The organism is Pseudomonas sp. BN417 (assembly GCF_029871205.1).
Lineage (GTDB): Bacteria > Pseudomonadota > Gammaproteobacteria > Pseudomonadales > Pseudomonadaceae > Metapseudomonas.
Genome location: NZ_SSOJ01000162.1, coordinates 79,360 through 97,548 on the forward strand (window position 1 = coordinate 79,360; position 18,189 = coordinate 97,548).

Consider the following 18,189-nt stretch of genomic DNA (forward strand, 5'->3'; position numbering starts at 1 on the left):
CCTAGAATGCCGCGATGCGCGACGATCTCTCCCTCCTACTGAACTTCCTCAACGACGCTCAACGCCAGGCCGTAGCGGCCCCGCTGGGGCGTCAACTGGTGCTTGCCGGCGCCGGTTCCGGCAAAACCCGCGTGCTGGTGCACCGCATCGCCTGGCTGATCCAGGTGGAGCAGGCCTCGCCCCACTCGATCCTGTCGGTGACCTTCACCAACAAGGCCGCCGCCGAGATGCGCCAGCGCATCGAGCAGCTGCTGGGCATCAACCCTGCGGGCATGTGGGTCGGCACCTTCCACGGCCTGGCGCACCGCCTGCTGCGGGCCCATTGGCAGGAAGCCGGCCTGGCCGAGAACTTCCAGATCCTCGACGGCGACGACCAGCAGCGCCTGGTCAAGCGGGTGATCCGCGAACTCGGCCTCGACGAGCAGCGCTGGCCGGCGCGCCAGGCCCAGTGGTTCATCAACGGGCAGAAGGACGAGGGCATCCGTCCGCAACACATCCAGGCCGGCGGCGACCTGTTCCTCGGCACCATGCTGAAGATCTACGAAGCCTACGAAGCCGCCTGCGCGCGCACCGGGGTGATCGATTTCTCCGAGCTGCTGCTGCGCGCCCTCGACCTCTGGCGCGATCGCCCGAGCCTGCTGGAGCATTACCAGCGGCGCTTCCGCCATGTACTGGTGGACGAGTTCCAGGACACCAACGCCGTGCAGTACGCCTGGCTGCGCCTGCTCGCCAAGGGCGGCCAGAGCCTGATGGTGGTGGGCGACGACGACCAGTCCATCTATGGCTGGCGCGGCGCGCGGATCGAGAATATCCAGCAGTTCTCCAGCGATTTCCCCGACACCGAGGTGATCCGCCTGGAGCAGAACTACCGCTCCACCGCGGGAATTCTCAAGGCCGCCAACGCCCTGATCGCCAATAACCAGGGCCGCCTCGGCAAGGAGCTCTGGACCGAAGGCGAAGACGGCGAGCCGATCGGCCTCTACGCCGCCTTCAACGAGCACGACGAAGCCCGCTACGTGGTGGAAAGCATCGAGAGCGCCCTGAAGGACGGCATGGCACGCAGCGAGGTCGCCATCCTCTACCGCTCCAACGCCCAGTCGCGGGTGCTGGAAGAGGCCCTGCTGCGGGAGAAGATTCCCTACCGCATCTACGGCGGCCAGCGCTTCTTCGAGCGCGCCGAGATCAAGAACGCCATGGCCTATCTGCGCCTGCTCGACGGCCGCGGCAATGACGCGGCGCTGGAGCGGGTGATCAACGTGCCGCCGCGCGGCATCGGCGAGAAGACGGTGGAGAACATCCGCGAGTTCGCCCGCGTCAACGAAGTCGCCATGTGGGAAGCGATGCGCCTGATGATCGCCAACAAGGCCCTGGCCGGCCGCGCCTCCAGCGCCCTGGCGGCCTTCATGGAGCTGATCGAGAACCTCGCCGCCAAAGTGCTGGAAATGCCGCTGCACCTGATGACCCAGACCGTCATCGAGCAGAGCGGCCTGGTGGCCTATCACAAGGACGAAAAGGGCGAGAAAGGCCAGGCCCGGGTGGAGAACCTGGAAGAACTGGTCAGCGCCGCCCGCGCCTTCGAGAACGAAGAAAGCGAGGAAGACCTCACGCCGCTGCAGGCCTTCCTCAGCCATGCCTCGCTGGAAGCCGGCGAGACCCAGGCCGACGCCTTCGAGGACAGCGTGCAGCTGATGACCCTGCACAGCGCCAAGGGCCTGGAATTCCCCCTGGTGTTCCTGGTGGGCATGGAAGAAGGCCTGTTCCCCCACAAGATGAGCATGGAAGACCCGACCCGCCTGGAGGAAGAACGCCGCCTGGCCTATGTCGGCGTCACCCGCGCCATGCAGCGCCTGGTGCTGACCTACGCCGAGACCCGCCGGCTCTACGGCAGCGAGACCTACAACAAGGTCTCGCGCTTCGTCCGCGAAGTGCCGCCGCAGCTGATCCGCGAAGTGCGGCTGAATAACAGCATCAGCCGCCCCATGGGCGCCGGCAGCCGCCACGGCTCCATCTTCGATGGCGCCGCCGTACCGGAAACCCCCTTCTCCCTTGGCCAGCGGGTGCAGCATTCGCTGTTCGGCGAAGGCACCATCCTCAACTTCGAGGGCGCCGGCGCCCAGGCGCGGGTGCAGGTGAAGTTCGAGAACGAAGGCAGCAAGTGGCTGATGCTGGCCTACGCCAAGCTGCAGCCGCTCTGAACCGACAACCGCCTCGATCCATTGTGGGGGGCGAATTCATTCGCTGAGCAGGTCGTAGTCCTGCCCTGAGGCCCCTGGGACAGCTGCGCTGTCCTTCGCGAATGAATTCGCCCCCACAAGAGCATTCGTCTCCTCCGCCCGTCCGATCCGCCTGTCACTCGCGCAAGCTTGGCCATACTGAGTGGCGGAGGTAAGTCCATGCCCCGCTCCCCCAGCGCCCAGCAGATTCTCGATTGCGCCCTGAACCTGGCCGATACCTGTGGCTGGGAAAGGCTGCACCTGTTCGAGGTGGCCAAGAAACTCGACGTCGGCCTAGACGCCATCGCCAAGCACTACAAACAGAAGGACGACCTGGTGGAAGCCTGGTTCGACCGCGCCGACCAGGCCATGCTGGCCCGCGGCCAAGGCGGTGACCTGGCGGCCCTGAGCGCCGAGAAACGCCTGGAGGAACTGCTGATGGCCTGGCTCGGCGGCCTGGCGGCGCACCGGGCGGTGACCGGACAGATGCTGCTCTACAAGCTGGAGCCCGGCCATTTCCACCTGCAGGCGCTGGGCCTGTTGCGGGTCAGCCGCACCGTGCAGTGGTGGCGCGAGGCGGCCCAGCGGGAAACCCTGCACCTGAGCCGCATCGCCGAGGAAAGCTTCCTTACCGGCGCCTACCTGCGCACCTTCATCCACTGGTTGCGCCACCCGATGGAGGACGAGGCCGACCTGCGTGCCCTGCTGCGCCGGAAGCTGCGTTGCGGGCCTCTGGTGTTCCTGCTGCGCAGATGAACGGCATGCCCGGAAAAGGCCGGCGGACCTGTCCGACAAAATCCCGAAACACTCTCCCCCTAGCTATAGTCGGCCCGACTGTGCAGCATGGCGCGCGTAGATTCATAACCAAGAGAAGCCTCTGATGCGCCGATTCCTCAGTATTGCCCTGGCCCTCTGCGTCGGCCTGACGCTAAGCCTGGATGTCAACGCCGCCAAGCGTATGGGCGGCGGCAAGTCCTTTGGCTCCGCGCCGACCCACCAGACCCGCCAGGCCGCGCCTGCCCAGCAAACCCCGAACACCGCGGCCCCCACCGCTGCCGGCAAACCGGCCGCCGCCAGCGGCGCCTCCCGTTGGCTCGGCCCGCTGGCCGGCATCGCCGCCGGTGGCCTGCTCGCCTCCATGTTCATGGGCGACGGCTTCGACGGCATGCAGATCTTCGACTTCCTGATCATCGGCCTGATCGCCTTCCTGATCTTCCGCTTCCTGGCCGCACGCAAGCGCGCCCAGCAGCAGGGCCAGCCGGCCGTGGCCGGCCACGCGCCCTTCCAGCGTGAAATGCCGCAGCAGCAGGCGCCGATCTTCAGCGGCGCCGCTCCGGCGGCAGTCCAGCCGGCCCTCAACGCCCCCAGCTGGTTCAACGAGCAGCGCTTCATCGAAGCCGGCCGCGAGCACTTCATGGCCCTGCAGCAGCACTGGGATGCGGCCGAGATGGACAAGATCGCCGAGTTCGTCACCCCGCAGATGCTCAGCTTCCTCAAGGAAGAACGCGCCAGCCTGGGCGACGCCTACCAATCCACCTACATCGACAACCTGCAGGTGCAACTGGACGGCATCGACGAACTGGGTGACAAGACAGTCGCCACCCTGACCTTCAATGGCGTCTCCAAGTCCTCGCGCTTCGACCAGGGCGAGGTGTTCAGCGAAAGCTGGCGCATGGAGCGCGTGCACGGCGACAACCAGCCCTGGCTGGTGGCGGGCATCCGTCAGAACTGATCGACCCTGCAATGAAGAACCCCGGGCTTGCCCGGGGTTTTTCATTGGCGCCGCCCGCCACCTCGCCGCCAGCGGCGGCGGGCGATGGAACGGCGGAACCAGAAGGGTGGCGGCTGCGGCGGCCCCGCGGGCCCCTTAGTGGCAGAGCTCGCAGACTTCGGCATCGGGCACCAGCTTGAGGTACTGATCCATGCGCATGTGCACCAGGTTCTCGTGGTCCCCGGCTTCCAGGTAGATATCCCGCTGCCGCGTCAGCTGCGGGTCGACCAGCATCTTCATTCCGTAGGACTGGCCCAGCGCCGGCAGTGCGCCGAGTTCGCAATCCTTGAACAGGCCGGCGAGAGTCGCTTCGTTGGTGAGCTGCCAGTCCTTGGCATCCTTGCGCACCTTGCCCACATCCAGGTGGCGGCTGGCGGGCACCACGGCCATGAGGAAATGGCCTTCGCGGTCGTCGAGTATCACCGGCTTGGCCAGGCGTTCCGCCGACACGTTGGCCACCCGCGCAGCCTCCAGGCTGGTGGCCGAGTGCGGGTGCGGGACCAGGTCGTACTGGGCATGCGCGCTTTCCAGGCTGCGCTGCAGGGTTGCTGCCATTCTCATGATGCACCTCCCAAGGAGTGCGTGATTTCGGACTGCTCTGAGCAGAAACGTCAGTGCTCAAAGTTTAGACAGCGCAGATGGACCGAGCTGAAGCACTTGGTGCTGAAAAAGTGCCGCCACTGCCAGGTCGGGCCTAAGCCAGGACGGTCTGGACCCCGCATTTGCCCGCGCATCCACGCCATGCTTTTTTCTTCCCGACCCGGCTACTGTATAAAGCGCATCCCAATGCATGAGGGCCTGCCGCCATGGAAGAAGTCATCGAACAGCTGCGCGAACTCAACGAGCCGGTGCCGGTTCCCCTGGAGCTGCCCGACGAGGAGCTGCTGGTGGAGATCGAAGAGCAGCTGCTGATCAACCTGCCCTTCGAGCTGCGCGAGTTCCTGCTCAAGGTCAGCGACGTGGTTTATGGCCGCCTGGAACCGGTGACCGTCACCGACCCGCAGTCCCATACCTACCTGCCGGAAGTCGCCGCCGTCGCCTGGGACCTGGGTGTGCCGCGCGACCTGGTGCCGCTCTGCCAGGACGGCCGCGACTACTACCTGGTGGATGGCGAAGGCGAAGTGCTGCTCTGGTCCGGTGACGAGGAAGAGCTCACCGACGAAAGCTGGGACTCGGTGTGGCACTGGGCCCGCGACGTCTGGCTGGCCAGCTGAGTCCCAGCCCTATCAGTGGTGGTTCTGGTCCTGGCTCTGCTCCAGGGTCTCCATCAGGGCGATCTGCATGCGCGAATGCACGCGGATCAGCCAGCGCCAGAGCAGCGCGCTGACGCCCGCCGCCAGCAGGGCGATCAGCACCAGCAGTTCCAGCGTGGGCAGGATGCTCGCCGACAGCGCCATCAGCAGCAGCATGATGCCCAGCAGCGAGAGCAGCGGGATCACCTCGGCTATCACCTTGCGCACCCGCTCGGTGTGGCGCCCGGCCTTGTCCGGGTTCACGCCCATCTCCGCCAGCAGCATGGACAGGGCCTTGAGCTTGCGGTAGGCGGCGATCAGGAAGGGCAGCGAAAGCAGCAGCGCGCCGCCCCAGATCAGTGCCTTCTGCAGGTTGGGCGAAGCCACCCAGTCGCTCAGGTAGCCGGCCAGGGTGCCGGCGAAATAGGCGCTGCCAAGGAAGATCGCCACCACCAGCGCCAGGTTCACCAGCACCTGCAGCAGGATCTTGCGGATCATCTTCGCCAGCACCGCACCCTGGCCCTGGGGCTGGATGCTGCGCAGCCAGTCGCCATAGAGGCCGAAGACTCGCGACAGCGGGCGCGGCATCACCTGCGCCAGCTTGATGGAAAGCGGGTCGGCGGCACGGATCAGGTAGGGCGTCAGCAGGGTGGTGATGGCCGACACGGCTACTGCCACCGGGTAGAGGAAGTCGCTGGTGACCTGCAGGGTGATCCCCAGGGCGGCGATGATGAAAGAGAACTCGCCGATCTGCGACAACCCCATGCCGACCCGCAGCGAGGTGCGGCCGTCATTGCCGGCGATGAAGGCGCCGAGGCCGCAGGAAACCATCTTGCCCAACACCACCGCCAGAGTGATGACGGCGATCGGCCAGGCGTACTCCACCAGCACCTTGGGGTCGATCAAGAGGCCGATGGCGACGAAGAAGATGGCGCTGAACATGTCGCGCACCGGCTCGATCAGCCGCTCGATCTGCACCAGTTGGCGCGACTCGGCCATGATCGCGCCGATCAGGAAGGCCCCCAGCACCATGCTGTATTCCAGCTTCACCACCAGCAGGCAGAAGCCGAAACACAGGCCGAGCACGGTCACCAGCAGCATCTCGTTGCTCTCGAACCTGGCCACATAGGCCAGCAGGCGCGGCACCAGCAGGATGCCGACGACCAGCGCGACGATCATGAACAGGCTGAGCTTGCCCACGGTGGCGAACACTTCACCGGTCTCCACCGAACCGCTCACGGCGATGCCCGACAGCAGCGCGATGATGCCGATGCCGAGGATGTCCTCGACTATCAGCACGCCGAAGATCAGCTGGGCGAAGCGCTCGTTCTTCATCTTCAGGTCGCTGAGCGCCTTGACGATGATGGTGGTGGAGGAAATCGCCAGGATCGCGCCGAGGAACAGCGAATCCATGGTGCTCCAGCCGAAGTAGCTGCCGATCTCGTAGCCGATCCAGACCATCAGGACGATTTCCAGGAAGGCGGCGATGAAGGCGGTGGCCCCGACCCGGAACAACTTGGCCAGGCTGAATTCGAGCCCCAGGCAGAACATCAGGAAGATCACGCCCAACTCGGCGAGGGTCTTGATGGTTTCCTCGTCGTGGATCAGCTCGAAGGGCGGCGTGTGCGGGCCGATGATGAAGCCGGCGACTATGTAGCCCAGCACCACCGGCTGTTTGAAGCGGTGGAAAAGGATGGTCACCATGCCCGCGACCAGCATGATCACGGCGAGATCCTGGATGAAAGCGATGGCATGCATGGCGCGGACTCCTTTTCTGCAATGCGCGGCGCGGCGGGCCCACGCGCGGGCTTCTCGCTTGGTTCCTGTGGAACCATGTAGGAATTAGGGAAGTTGAAGCTAAGAACTTTCGCAGGTTAACACTGCGCCTGGCGGCGTCTGGCGGGCGCAACATACCGAAACATTTGCCGTGCCTGCAGCAGCGGGCATGGCTCGCTCCTGCAGGCACGGCGCCCCGCTCAGCCGCTGCTGCGGGCCTGGGCGAAATCCAGTTCCAGAAGATTGAGGAGGAACTGGCCGAAGTAGCTCAGGTCCTGCTCGATGGCAAAGCGCGCGGCCTTGCCGTCACCGGCCAGCAACGCCTTGAACGCGTCCTCGTGGAAGTCGTTGAGGCGCAAGGAGAGATCCGCCTCGGTAAACAGTCGGTTGAAGAAGGGGCCGACCTGCAGCCAGAGGGTTTCGATGGTGCGCAGCAGGATGGGATTGCCGCAGGCACGGTAAAGGGTCAGGTGGTACAGGCTGTTATCGGTCAGGTAACCCTGGACGTCACGCTGCAGGATGGCGGCGTCCATGCGTTCCATGCAGCCGCGCAGGTCGTCCAGGTCAGCTGTGGATAACTTGCCCGCTGCCGCTTCCACCGCCATGCCTTCCAGCGCCATGCGCACCTGGAAGATCTGCTTGAAGCGCTCGCGGGTCATGGCCGGCACACGCACCGAGCGCTGCGGCTCACCCTCCAGTGCGCCTTCGGCCACCAGGCGCTGCAAGGCGGCACGCACCGGCATCGGGCTGGTGCCCCAGGCGGCCGCGAGATCACGGATCTTCAAGCGCTCGCCGGGTTTGAACTGGCCTGCCAGCAGGCCCTCGCGTAGTCGTAGGTAAAGCTGTTCCTGCAGGTTCTCGGCCATGGGCATGTCACCGTGCAAGGGCCGGCGGCGCCGGCAGTTGGTTCAGGGTCAGGCTGCAGTTACGCATAGTTGGGTCGCCTTGTTCTCGAAAGTCTTGTCCGGGCTGGCGCCTACGCTTTCATGGGCGTGGGCGGCGGCGGAGTGTATCGCGGCGCCCGGCTCCGGTTCCGCTGTGCTTTCGGCTTACGCGGAGGGGCGCCACAGGCCAGTGCTGGACCAGCGGAACCCTTCCATCTGGTCATTCGCTCAACCTTGTGATCACAAATACGGTTCCAAATTAATTTTCAGCGGCTTTTTTCGCAAGCCTTGACAGAATTGTGATCACAAAACAGGATGTGCAAAAAAACGAACGAGGTGTTCAGACATGACTCCCAGTGGCATCGCCGAAAGCGCTGTGGCAACCCTGGCCGCCCGCGAGCGCGAGCGCTTTGTGCAGCAGAATCCGAAGTCCATCGCCCTGGCCGAGCGCGCCCGCCATTCGCTGTTCGGCGGCGTGCCCATGCACTGGATGAGCGACTGGTCCACGCCCAGCCCGCTGTTCGTGAGCCGCGCCAAGGGCGCGCGCTTCCATGATGTGGACGGCCACGAGTACGTGGACTTCTGCCTGGGCGACACCGGCAGCATGTTCGGCCACTCCCCCGAGCCCATCGCCCGCGCCATCGCCGAACAGGGCGCCAACGGCCTGACCACCATGCTTCCCGGCGAAGACGCCGTGGTCGCCGGCGAGCTGCTGGCCGAGCGTTTCGGCCTGCCCTACTGGCAGGTAGCGACCACCGCCACCGACGCCAACCGCTTCGTGCTGCGCTGGGCCCGCGCCATCACCGGGCGCAAGGTGCTGCTGGTGTTCGACGGCTGCTACCACGGCACGGTGGACGACGTCATGGTGCGCTACCGCGAAGGCCGCACCGTGCACCGTTCCGGCCTGATCGGCCAGGCCTACGACCTGACCCGCTACAGCCGCTCGGTACCCTTCAACGACCTCGCCGCGCTGGAAGCGGCCCTGGCCCAGGGCGACGTCGCCGCGGTGCTCTGCGAGCCGGCGATGACCAATATCGGCATGGTCCTGCCCGAGCCCGGCTACATGGAGCGCCTGCGCGAACTGACCCGCAAGCACGGCAGCCTGCTGATCGTCGACGAGACCCACACTATCTCCACCGGCCCCGGCGGCTGCACCCGCAGCTGGAACCTGGAACCGGACTTCATCACCCTCGGCAAGCCCATCGCCGGCGGCGTACCCTGCTCGGTCTATGGCTGCAGCGCGGAAATGGCCCAGGCCATGCAAAGCGCCCGCCGCCATGCCAGCGAGAACAGCCATGGCCACGGCCACAGCGGCATGGGCACCACCCTCTCGGCCAACGCTCTGGCCATGCATTGCATGCGCGCCAACCTGGAGTCGGTGATGACCGAGACCGCCTACGCCCACATGCTGCCGCTGGCCGCACGCCTGGCCGAAGGCTTCCGCGGGCTTATCCACAAGCACGGCCTGAACTGGTCGGTGACCGAGCTGGGCGCACGCTGCGAATTCCAGTTCTGCACCACGCCGCCGAAGACCGGCGCCGAGGCCGAGGCGGCCTTCCACGACAGCCTGCAGATGGCCCTGCACCTCTACCTGATCAACCGCGGCATCCTGATCACCCCGTTCCACAATATGACCCTGTGCTGCCCGGACACCTCGGCGGCCGACGTCGATCGCCTGATCGCCACCCTCGACGACGCCCTCACCGAGTTGCTGGCCATCCCCGGCGCTCGTGAGTGAACGGTAGGGTGCGCCGCGCGCACCAACAATCCGAATCAAAGGTGCGCACGGCGCACCCTACCCAAGGGAACGACCATGCAATTCGCCAATCCCCAGGAAGCCCGCGACTTCCTCGAACAACATCCCGAAGTGCGCAGCATCGAGCTGATGCTGTTCGACGCCAACGGCGTGCCACGCGGCAAGCTGCTGCACCGTGACGAGCTGCTGGCCATCTACGAGAACGGCCGGCCCCTGCCCAGTTCCATCCTTGCGCTGACCATCCAGGGCGAAGACGTGGAAGGCACCGGCCTGGTCTGGGACGTGGCCGACGCCGACTGCTGGACCTATCCCCTGCCCGGCAGCCTGACCCTGCAACCCTGGCGCGCGACGCCCACTGGCCAGCTGCAGGTCAGCATGCACCCCAGCCAGGGCCTGCCGGCCACCCCGGCCGACCCGCGTCACGCCCTGGTGAGGGTGATCGACCGCCTCAAGGCCGACGGCTTCCACCCGGTGATGGCGGTGGAGCTGGAGTTCTACCTGCTGGACAAGCAGCGCGATGCCAGCGGCCGCCCGCAGCCGGCCCTGCAGATGAATGGTGTGCGCCCGGGAGCAGCACAGGTCTACGGGGTCTATGAGCTGGAGCAGCTGCAACCCTTCCTCGACGACCTCTACGCCGCCTGCGAAGTCCAGGGCCTGCCGGTGCGCACGGCGATCTCCGAGTACGCGCCGGGCCAGGTCGAGCTGACCCTGGAGCACCGCTTCGACGCGCTCCAGGCCGTGGACGAAGGCGTGCGCTACAAGCGCCTGGTCAAGGGTGTGGCCAACAAGCACGGCCTGATCGCCTGCTTCATGGCCAAGCCCTTCGGCGACCTGGCCGGCAACGGCCTGCACATGCATGTGAGCCTGGCCGACGAACAGGGCAACAACCGGATGGCCAGCGAAGATCCCCACGGTACCCAGCTGCTGCGCCACGCCATCGGTGGCATGATGGCCACGCTGAACGACGCGCTGGCGATCTTCTGCCCGAACGCCAACTCCTACCGCCGCTTCCAGGCCAACAGCTACGCGCCACTGGCCAAGAGCTGGGGCGTGAACAACCGCACTGTCTCCTTCCGCGTGCCGGGCGGGCCGGCGAAGAGCCGCCACGTCGAGCACCGCATATGCGGCGCCGATGCCAACCCCTACCTGGCAGCGGCGGCGATCCTCGCCGGCATCCACAAGGGTATCCGCGAGCAAATCGACCCGGGCGAGCCCATAGTCGGCAATGGCTACGAGCAGGCCCGCGAAACCCTGCCCACCGATTGGCTGACCGCGCTGCGCAACCTGGAACAATCGGCCTGGGCCAAGGAGGCCCTTGGCGAAGACTTCCTGAAGATCTTCCTCGCCATCAAATGGGAGGAATTCCGTCAGTTCGTCAGCGAAGTCGGCGAGCAGGATTGGCGCTGGTACCTGACCCATGCCTGACGGCGGACTCGAGGTCCGGAGCGACGCCTGGCCGGTCCGGCCGGGCGCTGAAGTTTTCCCGGCCGCCTGCTAGGCTCACTGGCATATCCCCCCTTCCAGGCCCGCCCGATGAAGGCTGCGATCGCCGCGCTGCTGCTCCTGACCCTCGGCGTCTGTCAGGCGGGGCCATTGCGTGTCGGCCTGGAAAGCCAGGACTATCTGCCCTATTACCGCGCCCTCCCGGGAAAGCCCGCCGAAGGTTACGCCATTGCGCTCCTGCAGCGCTTCGCCATCAGCCAGGGCCTTGCCCTGGAACTGGAACCCCTGCCGATCAACCGCCTGCACCGCCAGTTGCAAACCACCGACCGGCTGATGCTGGTGTTCCCCGACAACCCCGCCTGGTCGCGCCAGCTCAAGACCGACGCGCAGCTGCACTACAGCCGACCGGTGATCCGCATCGTCGACGGCAGCCTGGTGTTGCGCGAGCACCTCGGACGTGGCGTCGAGGCGGTACGCCGCCTCGGTACGGTACGCGGTTTCACTCCCGAAGCCTGGCAGGACCGGTTGCAGGGCGGCCAGGTTCAGCTGGTGGAAGCCGGCGATATCGGTAGCCTGGTGCGCATGTTGCTGCGCCTGCGCATCGATGCCATCTACGCCAATCCGGAAGTGCTGCAGCACTACCTGGAAACGAGCACCAGCCTGGGCCGCGATCGTCTGCTGCTGGACCCTGAACTGCCCCTGGCGCACACCGCCTTCCATGCCAGCAGCCTGAGGCACCCGGAAATCCTCGAAGCCTTCGACCGCTTCCTCATCGAGCAGAGCGAGGAACTGGCGCAGCTGCGCCGCCAGCACGGTCTTGCCTGCGGGCCCAGTGACTTGGCTGAAGAGCACCCGGCGTGCGAACAGCCCGGCGCATCGCCTTGAGGCCGGGGTTATCCACAGGCGGCTACGAACTCGCGTGATATTTTCGCTGTGGCGCCCGGCCACCCGCCCGCGTCTATCCCAGACAGACCCCCCACAGCGACGAGGCCAGCATGGAACCCGGAACCGCACAACTGTCGATGACCGTCCTCATGACCCCGGACATGGCCAACTTCTCTGGCAACGTCCACGGCGGCACCCTGCTCAAGTACCTCGATGAAGTGGCCTACGCCTGCGCCAGCCGCTATGCCGGCCGCTACGTGGTCACCCTCTCGGTGGACCAGGTGATCTTCCGCGAGCCCATCCATGTAGGCGAACTGGTCACCTTCCTCGCCTCGGTGAATTACACCGGCAACACCTCCATGGAAGTGGGCATCAAGGTGGTTACCGAGAACATCCGCGAGCGCTCGGTGCGTCACACCAACAGCTGCTTCTTCACCATGGTCGCCCTCGATGACGAGCGCCGCCCCGCGCAAGTGCCGCCGCTGCAACCACAGGGCGGCGACGAGAAGCGCCGCTATGCCCAGGCCCAGCAGCGCCGACAGATACGCCAGGAGCTGGAGCAGCGCTACCAGGAAATGCGCGAGGGCAGCTAAGCCAACGCATCCGCTTTGCTCCCAGATTCAGTGGATGGTGCTGTGGATAACTTGTAGAGCAAGCGCCACAGCCCAGTCTCCACGCTTCCTTCCGCCTTTAGAGCATTTTCTGAACAATTTCAGATACTTGGACTGTACATTGCACACAGATACTGTGTAGCCAACTGTGGATAAACTGTGAGGCCACTGCTACAGGCCGTGACAGCCGTGGCTTCCACGGAGTTGATCATTTTCCATCCAATGGGCCGGGGCGCCGCACGCCTTGTGCATAACCGCCAATCCATGAGATGAACGAATCAGCGCCGACTCGCGCCTGTAGGGTGGATCACGCTTCACCGATCCACCATGGGACGCATCCGGCGCCTCGATGGTGGAAATAAAGAGCGATTTCCACCCTACGTCGAGCCGGGATCAGCGCGCACCAGGCCGAACTGTTCACAGCCGGAGCCTACGCTGCCATGCTTTTACCCAATTCCCGTGGACGCCTTTGTGGATAAGCTGTAGTTCGAAGGCCGCAGCCAGGAGCGGACGCGGATCTTCGACACTTGTGCATTTTTCGTTCTATTTCAATCACTTGTGAATGCAGTTCCACACATTATCTGTGCAGCCAACTGTGGATAAACTGTGAGGCCACTGCTGCAGGCCTTGGCATCCGTAGCTTTGGCGGAGTTGATCATTTTCCATCCAGTTCACCGGCGCGCCACACTCACTGTGCATAACCCGTGCACCCCGCCGGCCCCGTGGGAGCGAATTCATTCGCGAAAGGACCGCAATGCGGTCCCGTAGGTTGGCGCTGAGGAACGAAGCCCAACACTAGGCGCACGGCTACAAACGTTGGGCTTCTCGGAGCTCAACGCAACGCCACCCGGCCAACCTGCGAACTGCGCGCACCTGGCTGATCTGTTCACAGCCCGGGACTGGACTCCCACGCTTTTGCCCAAATCCCGTGGATGCGTCTGTGGATAAGCTGTAGTTCGAGCGCTGCGGGCAAGGCCGGCCGCGGCTTTCCGCCACTTGTTCATTTTTCGTTCTATTTCAATCACTTGTGAATGCAGTTCCACACATTATCTGTGCAGCCAACTGTGGATAAACTGTGCGGCCACTGCTGCAGGCCATGGTAGCCGTGGCTTCCATGGAGTTGATCATTTTCCATCCAGCTCACCGGTGCGCCACACCCACTGTGCATAACCCGATGCACCCGCCGGTCCCATACAAGCGAATTCATTCGCGAAGGGCCCCACACCCGTAGGTTGGCGCTGAGCGAAGCGAAGCCCAACAGCGCAGCACAGGACCCTTTGGGCTCCTCGGAGCTCAACGCGGCGCCACCCGGCCCAACCTACGAACAGCGCGCATCAGGCTGATCTGTTCACAGCCCGGGACTGGACTCCCCCTCTTGTGCCCAAATCCCGTGGATGCGTCTGTGGATAAGCTGTAGTTCGAGCGCTGCGGGCAGCGCCGGCCGAGGCTTCCCGTCATTTGTACATTTTTCGTTCTATTTCAATAACTTAATCACCAAGTTCCGCACATTATCTGTGTAGCCAACTGTGGAAAACCTGTGCGACCAATGCTGCAGGCCGCGTCTGATAAGGCCTCCAGCGGGCTGATCATTTTCCATCCACCCCTCTGGAGCGGTCGGTTAGCTGTGCACAACCTGAGCGAACTCCCTTCCCGTGAGATCGAATCCATTCGCGAAACGCCACTGAGCGCTCCAGGCCCACAAAGTAACCCACAGGCCCGCGCAGGGTTGTCCCGCCTTGTGCCCAATAATCGTGGATGACCTTGTGGATAAATTGTCCATGGATGGCCACGGCCCAGATAATTCGCGGACTCCGGCCTTCCGGATATTTTTTGAGCAAATTCAACAAGATAGTCAGCCTGCTGCACACAGAATCTGTGCAGCAGGCTGTGGACAAGCTGTGCGGGTAACGCTGCAGGCCAGGTAGTGCAAGGCTTTCGCCACACTGGTCAGTTTCTGAGCAGCCGCCGCGGCCTGTGGTTATCCACCGCAACAACCGCAGACGGACATGGTGCCCGGCTCGGTGGTCTTCCAGTTCCCGTTCCAGCCACCCTGGCTATTGCAGACCTTCGGGCAGACTTCGGCGGCCTGGGTGTTGTCGAAGATGGGCCCGGCCTGTACGTCAGAGGGCGAGCTGCACTGGCCCTGCATCACGTCGTCGAAGATGTGGCTGAGCGAGGCCCAGGGAATGGTGTTGCTCTTCCCGCTGCCGTTGAAGTTGTGGCAACCGAAGCAATTGGAAATGAAGGACTGGGTCGGATCCACATACTGGAAGGTGGTTTCCATCACCGAGTTGGCCAGGCGCATGGACCCGCGCTGGTTGGAGAAGGTGGAAGATGGCTGGGTGACATCGTTCTCCCAGATGGCGCCGACGTTCATGTAGTTCTGCCACACGGCCATCGGGTTATCGCTGGGCAGCGCGCTCAGGAAGCCCTGCAGCTGGCTGTTCAGGCTGTCGATGTCGGCAATGTTGTCGGACGCCTCATGGTCGGAGGGGTCGGTGCCGTCGGGGTAGACCCGGCAAATTTCCGAGGGCGTGCCGGTCAGGCTGGTGCTGGGCGCAGCCTGGTTGATGTTGCAGGTGGAGGGCGGGTTATCCACAGCACAGGTTGCGCTGGTGAACGACCAGCCGCCGGCCGGCGCGGTACCCGGATTGCTGCAGTCCGGCACGTTGCTGCGGTGCTCGAAGGTGGCCCAGATGAATTCGGGGTGCAGGGCCGTGGCGATGGCCATATGGAAGCCGACCAGACCGAGCAACTCGGTACCCGGCACACCGTCCACGTCCGCTTCTATCCAGAAATAATCGGGCTGCTCGGCCTGGGTGATGATGCGCCAGGCGGTTTTCAGCTCGGTGGTACCGGACGGGTAGTTCAGCGCGTTCTGGATCTGCGGCACGTTGCACAAGTTCTGACTGAAGCGGATCTCGTAGAACACCACGTTGCCGGCCTGATCGAAGATGGTGTCGCCGCCGCCGGCCTGGCCGGTGCGATCGGGTAGCTGGAAAGGTGTGTCGGCCGCAACCGGTTTCTCCCGGCGGACGAACATCACTTCGGCCTGCTTGGCAGGGTCGCAGGAATTGGTGCCGGTCGCCTGGAGGACCGGGTAGCTGGAGTTGACCTGGAAGTTGCGCAGGCTCGGGTCACCCTGCGATGGACTGACCAGCTGGAAGAACCATTGCCAGGCGAACTGGTAGAAGTCGCAGAAATCGGCGTTGCTGCCGTCGGGTATCTCGCTGGGCGGATTGGGACTGCTGATCCAGTTCTGACTGGCGGCACAGGCAGGGCTGGCAGCCTGCGCCTGCCCGGAAGGCAGCAACGGGCCGGCGAGGAGCAGCGACAACAGCAACAGCCAGGCAACGCGAAATGTCCTTGTAGCGTTCATCTTCCCTCTCCTTTTTCTCTCATCAGGGCGCGGGCCATCCGGGCGCCGCGACATGCGGAACCTCCTGGGCCCGATGCTGCGCATCGTCAAGAAACAGTGAGGGCAGATGGATCGATGTGAGGCCGCACGAAACGCGGGGGCTGGCTCCTGCCGGCGGATGCTCCTTGCGATGGATTCAGGCTAGAAGAGGCGCCAAGACCCGGCAAACCAGACCGCCGAGCGGCGCCTGTGGATAAGACAGAGGAAGACGCGGGGGCGGGCGGCCCCGCTGGAACATCAGTGCTGGTGCTGGGCGGCCGTGGCGGGCGCCTCCTTCTGCACGTGGACTTCCACCTCCAGGTCACCGGCCTTCTGGAAGTGCAGGGTCATGGGGAACTTGTCGCCATCGTTCAACGGCTGCTTCAAGCCGAACATCATCAGGTGATAGCCGCCCTGCTCCAGGCGCACCTCGCCACCGGCGGGGATGTCCAGGCCACTTTCGACCTGCTGCATCTTCATCAGGCCGTCCTTGTGCAAATGCTCGTGGATCTCGGTCATGCCGGCGCGGGCGGTATCGGCGCCAAGCAGCTTGTCGGCCTGCTTGCCCTTGTTGTGGATAACCAGGTAGGCGGCGCCATTGGGCGACACCGCGGGTACCGCCATCGCCCAGGGATGCTCGATGTGTAGCGAGCCGAGGTTGTAGTCATGGGCGGCCAGGGTGCCGGAACAGCTCAGCAGGGCCCCCAGGGCCAGCAATGTCTTGCGCATATGTGAACTCCATTCGTTCGATTGTCTGGCGCCCACCCCCGGCAGGCGCCGATTGCTCTCCATTGCGGACGGGTTGGAAAGCGCCCGCGTCGCCGGCCTAGCCGGCCACCACCTTGCTGCCGCCGATGCGTGACAGCACCAGCCGATCCAGCGCCCAGACCGCCGCCAGGGACATTCCCACCAGCGGGAAGGCGATGCCGAGGCCGATCATGATCACCACCGCGGTTTTCCACAACGGCAGGTCATGGCGCAGCGGCGGCACACCGAGGCTGCCCTGGGGGCGACGCTTCCACCACATCACCAGGCCGCTCACGGCGCTGAGCAGGATCAGCAGGCAGACGCCGAGCATCAGCAGCTGGTTGGCCAGGCCGAAGAACTTGCCCTCGTGCAGTACCACGCCCATTTCCACGCTTTTCGCCACCAGCCCGTAGTCCTGCCAACGGATGTCGGCCAGCACCTTGCCGCTGTACTGGTCCAGGTGCAGGGTGGCGTCGTTGCGCGGGTCGTCGGCGAATACGGCGATGCTGAAGACACCCGTTGCATCGGCCGGCAGGGTGATGCTGTAACCCGGCACCACCCCGCGATCACGGGCGGCGTCCACCACCTGCTGCAGGCTCACCTGGCTGGCGTTCGTGGTCATGGCCGACGTGTCGTGGCCCTTGTGCGCGGCATGGGGGTCGGACACCGGCAACGGCGTGTTTTCCACCGCCCAGGCCACGGTCTGGTCGGCGGCGCTGTTGAGGCTGCGGGCCTGTTGCTCTGACTTGGGCACCTCGTTCCACATGGCGGCCGGGAAGCGGTTCCAGACATCGGCGAACTTCTCGCCCCAGAAGCCCGTCCAGGTCATGCCGGTGAGCAACATGAACAGCAGCAGCAGCGAACCCCAGAAGCCGGTCACCGCATGCAGGTCGCGCCAGAACAGACGCCCGCGATTGGCCAGGCGCGGCCAGAACACACCGCGCATGGACTGGCCGCGCGGCCACCAGAGATAGAGCCCGGAAACCACCAGGACGATGGCCCAACCGGCGGCCAGCTCGATCAGCCGGTCGCCAACTGTGCCGATCAGCAGCGTGCCATGCAGCGAACGAGAGATCGCCTGCAGGTTGTTCTCCGCATCCTGGGTGCCCAGCACCTCGCCGCTGTAGGGGTCGAGGAAGAGGTTGGTCTTGCGGCCGTCGAGGCTGACCACGAACTGCGCGCTGCGCCCTGCATCCGCTGGTGGCAGGTACTGGCTGACGGCAGCTTGCGGATAGGCCTGGCGGACCTTTTCCGCCTGCTCGTCGGCCGTGAGCGCCTGGGTGCTGGGGCGAACCTGCATCAGGTCGCTGTAGGGCAGGTTGTCCAACTGTGGTTTGAACAGGTAGATGCTGCCGGTGACCGCCAGCATGATCATGAAGGGGATGACGAAGAGTCCGGCGTAGAAGTGCCAGCGCCACGCCAGGTTGTAGAAGGAGACAGTGCTCTTGGACATTGTCGTGCTCCCTGATGAGCC

14 protein-coding genes are annotated in these 18,189 nt (G+C 64.7%); 8 read left to right on the plus strand and 6 right to left on the minus strand.

Annotation, left to right across the window (positions count from 1 at the left end; genetic code table 11):
- The first annotated feature begins 14 nt into the window (after positions 1-14).
- The 3 genes from uvrD to E8F11_RS27260 all read left to right on the plus strand — a co-directional run bounded on the left by uvrD (position 15) and on the right by E8F11_RS27260 (position 3,945).
- Positions 15-2,195 (plus strand): DNA helicase II, encoded by a 2,181-nt coding sequence (gene uvrD, locus E8F11_RS27250; protein ID WP_280292033.1) that lies wholly within the window; start codon positions 15-17, stop codon positions 2,193-2,195.
- A gap of 198 nt (positions 2,196-2,393) precedes the next feature.
- Positions 2,394-2,969 carry a TetR/AcrR family transcriptional regulator gene (locus E8F11_RS27255; RefSeq protein ID WP_280292034.1) on the plus strand — a complete coding sequence of 192 codons (576 nt, stop codon included), beginning with the start codon at positions 2,394-2,396 and terminating at the stop codon, positions 2,967-2,969.
- A gap of 124 nt (positions 2,970-3,093) precedes the next feature.
- The gene (locus E8F11_RS27260; protein ID WP_280292035.1) at positions 3,094-3,945 is read left to right on the plus strand and encodes a Tim44 domain-containing protein; all 852 of its coding nucleotides are present in this window, start codon (positions 3,094-3,096) and stop codon (positions 3,943-3,945) included.
- A gap of 135 nt (positions 3,946-4,080) precedes the next feature.
- Here the strand turns inward: E8F11_RS27260 and E8F11_RS27265 are convergent, their stop codons facing one another.
- Positions 4,081-4,545: a YbaK/EbsC family protein gene (locus tag E8F11_RS27265; protein ID WP_280292036.1), complete on the minus strand. Its 465-nt coding sequence runs from the start codon at positions 4,543-4,545 to the stop codon at positions 4,081-4,083.
- A gap of 245 nt (positions 4,546-4,790) precedes the next feature.
- Between E8F11_RS27265 and E8F11_RS27270 the strand changes: the two genes are divergently transcribed.
- A complete protein-coding gene (locus E8F11_RS27270) occupies positions 4,791-5,198 on the plus strand; it encodes an SMI1/KNR4 family protein (RefSeq protein WP_280292037.1) in 408 nt (135 codons plus the stop codon).
- A 12-nt stretch (positions 5,199-5,210) separates the two neighbouring features.
- Here the strand turns inward: E8F11_RS27270 and E8F11_RS27275 are convergent, their stop codons facing one another.
- A complete protein-coding gene (locus E8F11_RS27275; protein WP_280292038.1) occupies positions 5,211-6,974 on the minus strand; it encodes a cation:proton antiporter in 1,764 nt (587 codons plus the stop codon).
- A gap of 218 nt (positions 6,975-7,192) precedes the next feature.
- The gene (locus E8F11_RS27280; protein ID WP_280292039.1) at positions 7,193-7,858 is read right to left on the minus strand and encodes a GntR family transcriptional regulator; all 666 of its coding nucleotides are present in this window, start codon (positions 7,856-7,858) and stop codon (positions 7,193-7,195) included.
- A 364-nt stretch (positions 7,859-8,222) separates the two neighbouring features.
- Between E8F11_RS27280 and E8F11_RS27285 the strand changes: the two genes are divergently transcribed.
- The 4 genes from E8F11_RS27285 (at position 8,223) to E8F11_RS27300 (ending at position 12,553) form a co-directional block, all read left to right on the plus strand.
- A complete protein-coding gene (locus E8F11_RS27285; RefSeq protein ID WP_280292040.1) occupies positions 8,223-9,614 on the plus strand; it encodes an aspartate aminotransferase family protein in 1,392 nt (463 codons plus the stop codon).
- A gap of 75 nt (positions 9,615-9,689) precedes the next feature.
- Positions 9,690-11,057, plus strand: coding sequence for a glutamine synthetase family protein (locus E8F11_RS27290; RefSeq protein WP_280292041.1), 1,368 nt, complete (start codon positions 9,690-9,692; stop codon positions 11,055-11,057).
- Positions 11,058-11,165: 108 nt separating this feature from the next.
- Positions 11,166-11,960 (plus strand): transporter substrate-binding domain-containing protein, encoded by a 795-nt coding sequence (locus E8F11_RS27295; RefSeq protein ID WP_280292042.1) that lies wholly within the window; start codon positions 11,166-11,168, stop codon positions 11,958-11,960.
- 110 nt (positions 11,961-12,070) lie between these two features.
- Positions 12,071-12,553, plus strand: coding sequence for an acyl-CoA thioesterase (locus E8F11_RS27300; RefSeq protein ID WP_280292043.1), 483 nt, complete (start codon positions 12,071-12,073; stop codon positions 12,551-12,553).
- Positions 12,554-14,549: 1,996 nt separating this feature from the next.
- On the opposite strand, the gene E8F11_RS27305 is transcribed toward E8F11_RS27300, so the two are convergent.
- From E8F11_RS27305 to E8F11_RS27315, 3 genes are all read right to left on the minus strand, one after another.
- Positions 14,550-15,950, minus strand: a complete 1,401-nt coding sequence (locus E8F11_RS27305; RefSeq protein ID WP_280292044.1) for a mannan-binding lectin — start codon at positions 15,948-15,950, stop codon at positions 14,550-14,552.
- A gap of 276 nt (positions 15,951-16,226) precedes the next feature.
- Entirely contained in the window at positions 16,227-16,697 is a 471-nt protein-coding gene (locus E8F11_RS27310; protein WP_280292045.1) for a copper chaperone PCu(A)C, read from the minus strand.
- Positions 16,698-16,794: 97 nt separating this feature from the next.
- On the minus strand, positions 16,795-18,168 hold the full coding sequence (locus E8F11_RS27315) for a PepSY domain-containing protein (RefSeq protein WP_280292046.1): 1,374 nt from the start codon (positions 18,166-18,168) through the stop codon (positions 16,795-16,797).
- Between the last annotated feature and the right edge of the window lie 21 nt (positions 18,169-18,189).